General features: G+C 38.7%; 11 protein-coding genes. 3 read left to right on the top strand and 8 right to left on the bottom strand.

Annotated elements, in window-relative coordinates; all coding sequences use genetic code 11:
- Nucleotides 1-333: 333 nt before the first annotated feature.
- Nucleotides 334-1,203, top strand: coding sequence for a polysaccharide deacetylase family protein (locus ACFPTP_RS04445; protein ID WP_381442557.1), 870 nt, complete (start codon nt 334-336; stop codon nt 1,201-1,203).
- A gap of 127 nt (nt 1,204-1,330) precedes the next feature.
- Here the strand turns inward: ACFPTP_RS04445 and ACFPTP_RS04440 are convergent, their stop codons facing one another.
- The 6 genes from ACFPTP_RS04440 to ACFPTP_RS04415 form a co-directional block, all read right to left on the bottom strand.
- Entirely contained in the window at nt 1,331-1,465 is a 135-nt protein-coding gene (locus ACFPTP_RS04440) for a hypothetical protein (protein ID WP_381442737.1), read from the bottom strand.
- A gap of 519 nt (nt 1,466-1,984) precedes the next feature.
- Complete coding sequence (locus ACFPTP_RS04435) at nt 1,985-3,520, bottom strand: oligosaccharide flippase family protein (RefSeq protein ID WP_381442555.1); 1,536 nt, start codon at nt 3,518-3,520, stop codon at nt 1,985-1,987.
- 98 nt (nt 3,521-3,618) lie between these two features.
- Complete coding sequence (locus tag ACFPTP_RS04430) at nt 3,619-4,719, bottom strand: amidase domain-containing protein (protein WP_381442554.1); 1,101 nt, start codon at nt 4,717-4,719, stop codon at nt 3,619-3,621.
- 468 nt (nt 4,720-5,187) lie between these two features.
- Complete coding sequence (locus tag ACFPTP_RS04425; RefSeq protein WP_381442553.1) at nt 5,188-6,003, bottom strand: hypothetical protein; 816 nt, start codon at nt 6,001-6,003, stop codon at nt 5,188-5,190.
- A gap of 247 nt (nt 6,004-6,250) precedes the next feature.
- Nucleotides 6,251-6,976: a recombinase family protein gene (locus ACFPTP_RS04420; RefSeq protein ID WP_381442551.1), complete on the bottom strand. Its 726-nt coding sequence runs from the start codon at nt 6,974-6,976 to the stop codon at nt 6,251-6,253.
- 543 nt (nt 6,977-7,519) lie between these two features.
- Complete coding sequence (locus ACFPTP_RS04415; protein ID WP_381442549.1) at nt 7,520-7,900, bottom strand: hypothetical protein; 381 nt, start codon at nt 7,898-7,900, stop codon at nt 7,520-7,522.
- A gap of 441 nt (nt 7,901-8,341) precedes the next feature.
- Between ACFPTP_RS04415 and ACFPTP_RS04410 the strand changes: the two genes are divergently transcribed.
- On the top strand, nt 8,342-8,632 hold the full coding sequence (locus ACFPTP_RS04410) for a hypothetical protein (protein ID WP_381442548.1): 291 nt from the start codon (nt 8,342-8,344) through the stop codon (nt 8,630-8,632).
- Nucleotides 8,633-8,720: 88 nt separating this feature from the next.
- On the opposite strand, the gene ACFPTP_RS04405 is transcribed toward ACFPTP_RS04410, so the two are convergent.
- On the bottom strand, nt 8,721-10,043 hold the full coding sequence (locus ACFPTP_RS04405; RefSeq protein ID WP_381442546.1) for a hypothetical protein: 1,323 nt from the start codon (nt 10,041-10,043) through the stop codon (nt 8,721-8,723).
- The gene (locus tag ACFPTP_RS04400; RefSeq protein ID WP_381442545.1) at nt 10,024-11,625 is read right to left on the bottom strand and encodes an AAA family ATPase; all 1,602 of its coding nucleotides are present in this window, start codon (nt 11,623-11,625) and stop codon (nt 10,024-10,026) included. Before ACFPTP_RS04400 ends, ACFPTP_RS04405 begins: the two co-directional genes overlap by 20 nt.
- Before the next feature lie 323 nt (nt 11,626-11,948).
- Here ACFPTP_RS04400 and ACFPTP_RS04395 point away from each other — a divergent pair, with 323 nt between their 5' ends.
- The gene (locus tag ACFPTP_RS04395) at nt 11,949-12,962 is read left to right on the top strand and encodes a restriction endonuclease PLD domain-containing protein (RefSeq protein WP_381442543.1); all 1,014 of its coding nucleotides are present in this window, start codon (nt 11,949-11,951) and stop codon (nt 12,960-12,962) included.
- Nucleotides 12,963-13,003 lie beyond the last annotated feature (41 nt).

The following is a 13,003-nucleotide window of genomic DNA, read 5'->3' as shown; positions in this document are numbered from 1 at the left end:
GTTCCCGTTTCCCACTAATAGGTGAGCCTAACAATGCCACATGGCCGATGGAACTGCTAGGCAGATTCATCAGCTATTAAGCTACGAATGCTAGGTTGTTGTTTGTTTTGCCAGATTAGCTGCCCGTTTCTGACGGAGAAGAGCCCTCCAACGCGCGCTCATGCTCAGACCACCCCAGTAGAATCCGTAACGTCCCCCATTTAGAAAAGTTTATTAGACTAAGGAATTAAAACCACGTTCACTTATTTTTGAATAAATAACCCGCTTTCATCCAAAATAACAATGATGATAATAAAAAGTCTCTGTTAAGGAATAAAAAAAGGAGATGAATGGATGCAAGTTCGTATATTCAAGTGGTTGTTGCTAACGGGGTTTTTATTTTGTTTGCATATAACAGATATCACGACTGTTTATGCGAATGACGAACCCTTGGTATATGTATCGCAGGAATGGTCGAAAGCAGTCCTACAAAATGATCAGGAAGAAGATTTTCCTGACCTTGATGGAGGATCTGAAAGTTCGGGTCGAGACCCTCAGCAGCCCGTTGACCTAAGAATTTTACAACAGCGGTATCCGGATATATTTTTCTTGCAAGGTCCTACTGATCAAAAACGAGTTGCTTTAACTTTTGATGATGGTCCTGACCCACGTTTTTCAAATGGTGTATTAGATGTATTGAAACAGTACAATGTACCAGCAACATTCTTCGTATTAGGTTCAAGAGCCGTTGCCAATCCCGAGATTGTCAAGCGAATGCAAAACGAGGGGTATGTAATCGGAAACCATACGTACACCCATCCTAACCTTGTCAAAGAATCCGACCTCGCTACCCTTGAGCAGGAAGTGACTAGAACGGAAGACGCTCTTAACGAGATTATTGGGTACCGGACAAAATTATTTAGGCCGCCATATGGCTTCTTATACAATGAATTAGTCGAAAAGCTACGCGATATGAACTATTACGTAATTGGCTGGTCGGTTGACTCGCTGGATTGGCAGGAAGAACCGCCGGAAGTCATTGCTTCAAATGTGTTGGACATTATTCATCCAGGCGCGATTATTCTCATGCACGATGGGGCTGAATCGGGCGGAGATCGAACCAATACGATCGAATCGCTTCGCCAGATAATCCCGGCACTGCAAGAGCAAGGGTACGAGTTTGTCACAGTTCCGGAATTGTTGAATATTCCCTTTAAGAAATAGAAGGTCTCTCTTCTATTTCTTTTTTAATCCAAATCGAAAAATATGCAGTACAATTTAATTTGAAAAATAGAACTTAGAATAAGAAAAAACATAGGGAGATTTTAGTCTTCCTATGTTTTCATGCCTATTATTTATCTGTTTGTTTTTGCTTCTTTTTCAAATACTCCGCACGTAATTTTTCCAGATGCTGCTTTTTATCAAATTTAGCCGGCTTGTTTTTTTCATGATACTTTGTCACAGCCGTTTTACCTTTGTTATCCAATTGATACTTCCCCACTTTGTTCACCCACTTTTCTATTCTCGTCTATAAAGAGAACCCATTCAATAAATATAATGTGCTTATATTAATGAAGTATACCACTAATCTTTATTAGTAACCTTCATTCTAATTCGCTTACTTTTGATAAAAATCCATCCTAAAGCATAAAAATTGGGGTATTGCCCGAGAGTCCAGCTCTCGCTCAATACCCCAATTGCTATACGACTATTTTTACCAGTCCATTAAACTATGGAGACGGCGAAATTGTATAGTTGATCACGAACCGTAATTCACTCACTCCATGTTCAAGCTTAGTGATAGGGTAAAGCGGTCTATCCCGACTTGGATAAGTGCATGGTAAGCATCTAGGAAGTCGCTAGTAGGCAATTGCATAGGAAGGCCTGAAACAGCATGTCCTAATTCTTTCCTTGTGGCGGCAAGGATCCGGGACTTTTGCTCATCATAGTCATTCTCGTGGAAGCACTCGTCTTTTAATGAGAATATCATTACCTTCTCACGTAGTTAGCGATACCTTCTAAAGCTTCCCCTTCCCCAAAATCGTAGCAGCAAGAATAAGGCAATGCATCCTGTACAAAATAGCATGCTGCCGAGCGATTGCATGGTTTCTGATTCTATACCGATATACAACAGAAAGTTTTCGAACGGAACGTTAAGAAAGCCTATTGACGCAAGAAAAATTAAATATGCCAATAACATCATTACAGGAAACGCGCCTTTGCATCTTTTTTGTATAATGAGCGCATTCCAGAGGAGGGATGTTATTTCCAAAATAAAAAAACTAATCGCAACACCTGCATAACCGAATCCCGGTATTGCCGTTAAATAATAAGCGGCGATGGCAGAACAAATAAGACCTACTAGTAAACCGACTAGGGGAGCCTTTTTTTGATCAGCCGCCCAAAGGATCGTTGTCGTTAGCTCCCGCATGCCGGCAATAAGAGGAGCAAAAGACATGTAGCGTATTGCTTCGGTTGCCTCTTGACTACCCACAATTAGCTTAGATAAATCATCCGCATGAAAAAAAAGGAGTAACATGGAACTGATCCCCCAGAACCCCCCGATTTCTAAGGACAGACTGGAACGCTCAACAAAACTACTTTTTTTCCCGTTTTGCCAATTGGCCGTTAACTTAGCAGCCATCGTATATGATATTGCCGCGGTAACAATAGTAGGTAGATACACGATAGTCGTCGCGATTCCGAATACTTGTCCGAAAATGGCAATAGCCTCTGATTGACTTAGGCCAGAAACTTGCAGACGGTTAGGAATGATTAATGCATCAAGAAAATCGGACGCAGGCATAACGAAACGCGTTAATGTAATAGCAAAGGATGATTTGAAAAACAAAAAAATTCCAGGTCCAAGGAGCAGCCACCGGGCGGATTTATTATATGTTCCGTTATTGGTGGCAGGTATCAGCTTCAATCTTTTATTATATTTCAGCAACCAAAGAAACAATAATGCGATACAGGCACCTGTAAATGCACCGAAAACGGCACCCCCTGCGGCAGCATAAGTGCCTTGTTTCATCCAGAGAACGACAAGCAAAACCATTGTTCCAACACGAACCGTTTGTTCTATTAGTTCAGAAACGGCCACATATCCGTAGAACTCCACACCTTGTAAGAATCCTCGGTATAGCTGAAGCAGTGGAACAATAAAAAGCGCCGGAGCTAGACAGCGGATAGGAAACGTCAAGCTGTTATCTCCGAGAATATGTGCAATATTAGGCGCTATGGCGAAACAAATCAAACTGGAAACAGTTCCAAGGAACAGAATGGGTACAGCCAGACTTTTATAAACAAGCCAACCCTGTTTTTTATTCTTAGCGGTCAATAATGCCAACGATGTAGGAAAACCACCTGAGAGCAACGTAAGTGCGAATCCATAAACAGAATAAACAATTTGATAAATTCCCATTCCTTCTGAGCCGAGAAGCCTAAACAAAGGAATGCGAACGGCGAGGCCGATGACTTTAACGAGAAATATAGCACCAGTACGCAGCGCTGTTTGTTTAATAAAGGTAGGCAGCCTCATCTTTTCACCCCAAGTGACCTTGTCCTAATAACTATATGAACAAGATCACAGGGGTAGACTACGGAGACTTTTTACCAAGACCTTTTTCGATTTTTCGATTAATCATTGATTTGAACGAGGATATATTTCGTTGTTTTATCCCAGCCGAGGTCAAACGGTACACGATACCGATCCGCAGTATGGGAATTGACTAACGGATAGCCGTTAGCATCTTGCCCTACCACAACCGAAAAATGGTCCGTATCTCCATCTAGCGTGTAGCCGATCACGTCACCTGGCTTTAATTTTGAGATTGCTCCATGTGGATGTTTGTCGCTTGATTCAGTAACTTCTGTAAATGTCCCCTTTGCAATCAAACGTCCATATCCGGAATAGAGCAAGAAATGTTCAAAAGCATCCGTTTGTACCCACGCTTTACTTCCACTTCTCCAATTGCGCGTTTTCTGCAAGCCGCCGCCTTCCTCCTCGTCGCCAAGAACTTGGGATACAAAGTTGGTACAGTCTCCGCCAAGTGGTGTGTAATCCATATATTTCGAATTGTAACGGTTATTATTCCCGGCTCCCCAAGCTAGGCCCGCGTACTTATTGGCATAGGCCACTGCACGTTCACGATTATATCGCCCTTTATTCTGCGAAGTTTCGTTGTCGGGAGAAAGATGGGGGAAGCCCACTGGTGAATCCGCAATTAACTCTGAGTTTTCTTCAAGCGGATCCAAATACCATTCCTTTAATACCATCCAATTACCGTCTATTTTCTTCAATGTAAGAGCATGCCGCGTACCGACACCAAAGGATTGGGGTGGTGGATAAACAGTATTGTAGTCATACGATATTTTGGCCATCTGTATCAGGGAAACATACGCTACATCCCCATCTTTGTTGAAACGAGTAATACGAATGGTGGGTTCTGCTCCTATAAGCCGTATGCCACGTTTATCTGCCCAAGTATTGATGTACTTTCCACGTCTTAATTCCATTTGATAAGCGTAGCGGCTTATCTTCTCCGTATGGATATAATACTTGTTAATGGATTCCGGAAGCCGATTGACAAGAAAGGCATTACGATCAACAAACAACTGTGTCAGGAAAGAAGCAACCTCACTTTTGTCGTAATCCTCTTGAGCAAAAGTTTTATAAGCATTCAATGGAATCAGCCCGACTAATAAAGTCATTCCGAACAATAGAACCAAGCGGAACAAGCCAAACTCCTCCTTTCAATCCGTCTTATGATGGTTCACTTCAATATAAATTATCCGTTTCCTAATCAAACATGGAAACAGGCTGACGACGTTTCGGCTTTGTTTTTGACTATGGATTGACTATTTTTCGCTGAAATCCAATGAAATCGTATGACATTAAAAAACGCCACAAACCTTGATAGTACAAGGTTTATGACGTTCAATGAAACTCCATGCTATTTAACTATGGAGACGGTGGGAGTCGAACCACAAATTCTTATAAGTGTTTTACCAATAGTGTTTATAACGTTATTTTTGGTTCATTAAAATTTTTGACCGTGGTTTCAACCAGGGATTGAAGAAATACTTACGGAGACAGATTTTTTCATGACCCTTGCTTCTTTTTTCAATTTGCAACTGACTTGTAAACACAGTTGCTCTGCTTTCATTTGTGTCTAATGTTTTTCATGTGATACACCGAACAGTTTACTATCTGTAAATTAAAGTAACCTGTTCGAATATTTTGGCTAGCTTCCACTCATATTGACTTGTAGCCTCTACTTTTTGGCTTGTATAAAGTTTTTCTATAGATCCTTTAATTCCGTTAATCTCACGAGTCACTATTTGGATATTCTCAAAAACATAACCTTTTCTATGGTCTATTCTGTCAATTGACCAATGGGAATTCCAACGCTTGCCACCTTGTTTAACTTCGTTGAGTTTTTTCGGGCGATCACGTAAAAACAAGCCAGTAAAGTCATCTAAATCCGCACCAGTAATAGCACAGCTATAATTCCCTTCCCACAATTTGCAAAACACTTCCAACCTTATAAATTCACTTACTTCCCCTACACCTACGAACTCTTTCTTATGTCGATTATTTTTTTCTCTAGTTCGAGAATGTAGATCCACCTTGTTGAATATTTTGTGAATTCCATAGAGATCTAAATACTTCTTACACTGCTTGCAATAACTGTTTCCAAAATTCGTTTCTTTACGCCTTCGACCTTTGCAAAGAGGACCATTACATACTTTACAGCCATTAACTACGTCTTTTGTAACTCTGGTTTGTCCCAAATTGTTGTTTATATGAAAGAGATATTTCTTTAAAGGCATCTCCAACTTATCAACTTCATGCAAAAACTGATCTTTCCTTAGCATTTCTGGAAGATAGTCTTTTCTATTTTCAAATTCGAACCATTCACTTAATGGTATCTCTATCTGATCTCTGAAGTAGGTATCAATTCCAGGGACAAGTAAATTCCTACTATTATTTGTAGGATTATTTTTCTCATGTCTTGCCATCAAAAAGCCTCCTAAAATATAGTTAGCTTATTATGGCTTAATAGACGTGTTTAATACATGATTATTCAATACTAATAAATCCCACATACGAGGAGGTACACATAGTAGTTGTTTTATAACCAACTAGCTAATGATTGTTTCTTCATTTCGGTCTCTTTCTTTAATTGGAACTCATAATGTATAGAGATCAAATAAAGAAGAAAAACCTCACTTATTAGAAGGAGGTTAAATCAGGGATTAGTTTGACTTATTTGTAGATTCCTGGAACCTGCCCCTTCCCCAAGTACCATTCTTCATACTTGAGTATTCGCTGTACAGTCATAGCATAAAAGGATTTGTTTTTCCTTGTCTTATAACCTTTTTTGTTAAGTTCTTCAGCGATTTCGCTCATCGATAACCCTTCTGAACGATAGCGTAGGGCGTCTCTAACAATTGAAACCTCTTTTTCCTGAATAGTTAAATTCCCAGTTCCCATGACTGCCTTATATCCCATTGGGGGGGTCCCCCCAATAAAACCACCTGTTGCTTTTTTTCGTCTTCTTGCAGCTTGCATGCGCTCAACAGAGTTGTTTCTTTCAATCGTTGCCCCATAAGTTTCAAAGACTCTCATCAACAACTTGCTAGGATCGTCCCCGTAATCATTGTTCTCGGTCACAGAATGTAAGCGAGTCTTGACCGATAGAATATCTTTCAACTGCGCCAGGATCCAACCAAAACCGTCAATTTCTCTCGTGATTCGGTCGAATCGATGAACCAGTATAAAATCAATGTCATTTCGGTCTGTCAAATCTTGGAACATCCTCTGGAATTCATCTCTTTTCAATGTGGCAGAAGATGCTACCTCTTCATATTCACTTACAATTTCAATTCTATTTTCCACTGCATACAGATGCACAACTTCTTTTTGGTTTGCAATGGATTTGGTTGCATCCTTTTCTATGGATTTTCTGTAATAAGCCACTGCTTTCTTCATATATCTCCCCCTTAAGAACCATTCTAATGACCTTTATCCATTCTACATCGCGTTAACTTTCACATTGTGTTTGTCTAATCCTATCCTCATTTACTTCATTCCTTCTAAAATAGTGTCATAACGTCATTGCCAATGAGCGTTATTTATTTCATTTTAAAAAAGAAGCTATCTTTTTTGATATTCTCCAATTCTTACTAGAATCCTTTTCCTCAATAAGCGTTTAATAGATCAATAGATCGTAAGGTATAACATGTAAACAAATCAATATGTATGATATACCGCCCCCCCTTATTCATAAGAATATTGCAGTTTTCTTTACGCAATCTCATCCAACTTTCTTGAGTTTGATAAGGCATCTCGATATTTTAGTGACTACACAAGTGTCGCCTGACGAAACTCAAAATAGAGTCTCTTGTTTCATCTGACAGCTATTAGCATTGCGCCAAGAGCAAGTTAATAAGGATTCCCTTCCAATATCCACTAAAAAGGGGAGTTTAACACATAAAAAAAGAAACGAGCGATTCGTTTCTTTATAGATCTTTTTTATTTTATCTGAGCTCGGATTTTAAAAGCCTGAACCAACGACTTTCTGAATTTCTCACTCGTTACACTGCCTAGCACCTCATCCAAGCCCACGGGATAGCCGTTAAACAGCGATACAGCGAATTCACACATTCTCCTCGTTGAACCTGTCAATGCAGGATGAGTGAACTTATGCTCCCCCTTCTCTTCATCCCATTCTGTCAGCTGCCATAACGGGGAATCGCTTGGTTTCATTTTGAATTTATCGAGTTTACGAAAAATATCTGGTATGGCTCCAATGTAAACAGTCGATTCAAATTGAACGTCTTGATTTGAAATCAATTTCATTCTTTCCATCATCCATTCATAATTCCCTTTGTGTTCTTGGTCGATAAAATACATATAATCTCCTCCTGGATTCTGGCTTCCTACAAGTGATTCAATGACTTCCCCATACTTACGGAAACTACAAACAATCCTTCTTCGTTTTCCTATACCCGATTTAATCCTCGTTTGAAAACAGACAATTGAGTTTCAATCCTCTCTTTCTAGTCTTAGTGAATTACTTTTTTATAGAGTAAGTAATTCACTTCACTCCTTCGATAAATATGGATTAAGGTTCTGTTTCAAGGCGTCCTGCTTAAGAGACATCTTTTCGTCAGTATAGCGCAACAACTTTTGATTTGTATTTCATATTCATAACAAAAATAGCATTTTTCCGAACTATTAATAAAAACCTCAAATAGGAATAATGTATGAGGTGTTTTTAATTTTTAGTTAATTTGGTATAATTGATTGGATAGCTATAAAGGATCACATATAAAAAACAAGGGGGTGTAAATTATGAGATATATGACAGTTGATAGAGCTAGAGAAGAAATTCAAAGGTTGCAACGATATGTCGATTTAGTTGAATCATATGAAGCTGACACCTTAGAAAAATTTATTATCAAAAAGTATGCGCTCACAGGGAGCTTGGATAAGACATTGGATTTGGTACACGTCTTTGAATTCGGTGATCACATCGAAAAAGAAGATCTTGTTGCCGTTATCCGACAAAGAGGAAAAGATGAACTTCATAAAACAGTGAGGTCCTGGTACATGCAAAGAACAAGAGCAATCAGAAGAAAATAAGCGCCTCATATGAATGTTCATACGTCGCTTTACTAGCCAAGAAGAGATTTGAAAAAATAAGAAGAAAAACAAGAACCCCAAGTCCGATTTAGACTTGAGGTTCTTGATCTGGAAGTTGCCCTGACAAGAAGACCTGTAAATTCTTTTCAATTAGACTAAGATATGTGGGAAGCCTATCCCAATCGGACGTGTATACTTCTTTATTATCTTTCGGGGCTTGTAAACCTTGAATTCTCCAACCAACCAACAGACCGACTGAATCAGGGGAATCTTGCAATGGTTTTTCGAAGTCCTTTAGGTATCCAAGCACTTTGTATACCCCGTCTGCTAGATAGCCTCTGTTTTGAGAACGCTTCACTTCGATAATCGTATATCTTCTGCCATTTCCATCGTTCTCCCATTCCAGAAGAATATCAGGTCTGCGATGATGTGTGCTTAGTTTCGACTCTTGCATCAATTCCTTATAGCTACTACCTGTTACAAAGTGGGAAGGGATGTGCTGATATGAAATATTAATACTCGAATTTCCTTTCTGCAATGAACTTAAATACTTTCGCCCTTCTCCAATCAGGGAGAATCTTTTTTCCTTCCATCCATTCATTTTAAAGACTTCAATGATTTTAAATGCAACCGCCACTTCATACAATGTGTCCCTGCTTAACGGTCGCAATAGCTGTTTGGAAAAAATCTCGTATAAAAATTCTAGAGGTTGGTTGGTTTGTACATAAATCAACTTTGCGATGTCAGCTAATGACTTATACTCCCGCCCCCTGGCTTTGCGCGTCTTCTCTATCTGATGCATATTTATTCCATGAAGTTCAGTAATATCCCGTAGTAAAGGACTCTTTAACAATCTCTTGCATTTAAGGTGAATGTCTTCAACCTTCTTCATCCATTTTTTCAGATCATTTATATAATCATCTGAGATGGAGTCACTTGGTTCGATTTCCCTTTTGATGACTCTCTGACCAATCTGAAAAACATAGCGAAGGCAATATAGCAGAACCTTATTTTCAATAAGGTCAAAGACAGGAGAACGGTCGATGCAGACAAACAGTGAAGGGTTCTTTTCTGTTTGTTGCGTTAGGATTGTCCTGGTCCAATTAACTTTACCTTTTATTCGTCCCCTCTCCACTTCGGTACGTTGACGAGACGATTTCGACAGTCTTCTCATGATGTTTGGAGCTGTCTGTTCGACAAGCTCTTGCACTTCTTTAGATAATAAAAGGTGTATTGAAGCCAATTGATTCATTTGGTTGAAATCTAGACCTGTTAAATTTTCCACTATTTTGTCCCGTTCTACAATTGAAGAGTGTTCCTGTATAAAACGCCAAAGCTTCGCACTAGTGGATTCAAGGACTTTTTCATAATCCTGCGACGACCAACAGTCATTAATCGTCATTAAGCTCATCTTCAAACTCCTCATCCATAGCAATATTCAATTCAAAAAAATCACTGATATATTGGGTTACAACCACTCTTTGAACTCTGCTTAAATGCTTTTTGATCTGATCATAAAACTCTTCGATCTCATTTATAAGCAGTCCTTCAAACTGAGGAAGAACCGAACTGCATAAAGTTTCTGCTAATCCATCGCCTTCTGTGATTTTTATATAGGAGAGCATCTCGTTGATAATGGCTGGTCCCAAAGGTTTAGGTGAATGCCTTATAACATCTGAAACATAGTCTTTGCTCACATCATTTATACCACTATTGCTTATTATGTTCTGTAAATGGCTTTCCCCTGGGATTGGAATATTGACAAAAGCAAATCTCCTCATGAGAGCAAATGACATCTCAAATAGACTGTTTTTATCAAACGTATTCATTGTTCCGAGCACGCGCCAATTTTTTCCAATCCAATATGTCGTGGTTGCTTCTTCATAATAACTTCTAAGACCATCATACGTTTTAATGCAAATATTTCTTTGTGTTTTCACATCTTTAAATGGAAGTTCGACACTTTTCCCTGACAATACTGTAAAGATTTGACCAAATGCTTTATCTATTTCTGCACGGTTGAATTCGTCAATGATGATCCATTTGTTCTCCCTGATACTTTTAAGGAAGATCCCTTCCTCAAACTCCAATTTACCATCGTTGTTCGGCATGTAACCGCCGATGGTTTCGAAGGTGTTCCAGTCGGCGGTAGCCGTGGTCATTATATAGCCGTTCACAAAACCTATTCGTTGAGCCTCTAAAGCAGCGTTTTCCGCCAGAGTGGTCTTCCCTGTCCCAGGAGGACCAGTAAAAATGACATGTTTTCCGATATTTATATAATTTTTAAATGAGAGCAAGGATTTCTGATCCATTAGTAAACCTTCTGTTATCCTGTCTAAATCTGGTTCATAAACATCCTCATATTTATATACTTCATCATTCTCGATAAATTCTTTTAACGGAATCCGATAACCGTAACTCGAGTATTGTGAAATCAAATATTCATTCTCTTTCATTGCCTCATGCAAAAACTTTCTGCCGAAAATAGAGCACACTCTTTCTTCCAAATCGGAATCATTATCCAACATAGCCCTTACAAGAGTTACAGCTTTGTTTCTTTCGATTCTTGAGATAGCTTGGTTGGGTTCCCATTTAGTCATCGGTCCAATACCGATGACGTTGTAGGCATTGGCATAATGCAAGAAATCATGCCTAGTCATGGGATTGTCCAATAATAATTCTATATCGACTTCTATTCGATAATTTTTTCCAGAGTAACCTGAGTCAAAAGGCATTCTGACGATTTTCCCAATGCCAATCAGACCAGTATCCCAGAATACTTCCGATTTCCCTTTATCGCCGCCTAGCACAATAAAAACAGGTTGTTCTACTGTCAGAGAATCTTCGAATAAATTAATACCTTCTATTACGATCCCAGATTCTCCACCTAATATTTTCTGTACGGTATCTGGATCTTTTGTTCTTATGCTGTAATATGTTTTATATAACTCTTCATTATTGTTTTCTTCCATTTCCAGTGATAGTTGATTCATGACTTATCCCCCAGTGTTTTCTATAAAAAAAGTTATTTATCTAAATATATCATACTATTTAGTAGGGCTTAATCAACAGATATTACCTTCGGGGCTTTTTTATACTGCTTATCGAAGAGGTTACCTGCAAAAAACTTTTCAAAAAAAGAAATGGTGAGAACTGGCTTTTCTCCACAATGAAAAAACCCATAAAAAGTACAGAAAATATATTGTCAGTTTATATTCTCTTGTTTTCTATTGTCTACGCTTCCAAATTTAGCTAAAATATAATTAATAATATCGATTTAATAATATAAAATTAGTTGGATTGGAGCGATAAACAGATGTTTTTATTAACAGATCTAGATTATCATGTTTTTGAAATCCCTTATCAAAGTGGCTTTCGGAGAATCCGAATCTTATCGGGATATGCGTCGTCTGCATTTCTCATGCATATTTTAACAAACTACCCAGATTTAGAAATTGAACTTATTATCGGCATGGCAAGAACAGGCGGGATCAATAGATGGGATCATATTAGGTACCAAGAAATAGCATATAGTAACCAAATGATTACCATCAGCTACCAAAGAGAAACACCTGGAATACATACAAAAATCTATCATTGGGATGACCCCTTTGGAGGAAACTCTATTACTTTTATAGGTTCTGCTAATTTTTCTTGGAATGGTTTCCGTGATCAAAATGAATTATTAGCCCAAGTAGACTATCCTAATATAGAGGATGTGTTTGACGTTGCAGAAACAATTGATTGCAGGGATTCAAATGTGGAGAATTATATAAGGTTCTTTAGCTTAAGAGGTCGAAGGGTTATAACTGCTCTAACTGGTCCCCAAACTTCAAGGGTGCAATTAGAAATGGAAATACCGAATGGCGAAGATGTAGATACAATAACTCTTAATGACTTGGATTTTGTAGATCTTCCTCTCCTAACAAATAATGATACCTCAATTCAAGAAACAGCAGGTTTAAACTGGGGGCAAAGACCAGGAAGAAATACAAATGAAGCATACATACCTGTGTCCACTACATTCAATCGACATAATCCTAATTTCTTTCCTCCTCTTGAACAGGCATTTACAATTCTAACGGACGATGGTGAGCAACTCATTTGCAAAATGGCTCAGCAAAACCGAAAAGCAATCCAGACTACTGAGAATAACAGTATTATGGGGAGATACTTTAGGGAAAGATTGGGAGTTGCTTATGGAGCAAGGGTAGATGTGCAGGATGTTTTAAACTATTCAAGGACGTCGGTAAGGATTTACAAGATTGATTCGGAAACATACTTTATGGATTATGGCATTGCTGGGTCCGCCTTAACTGAAGTATGGTAAATTTCATTGAAAACCACTTTGTCAGTACGACACTTTCCTAA

Origin of the sequence: Sporosarcina koreensis, from assembly GCF_042655825.1 — a bacterium.
Taxonomy (GTDB): Bacteria; Bacillota; Bacilli; order Bacillales_A; family Planococcaceae; genus Sporosarcina; species Sporosarcina koreensis.
This window is presented reverse-complemented; position numbering and strand designations above follow the sequence as displayed.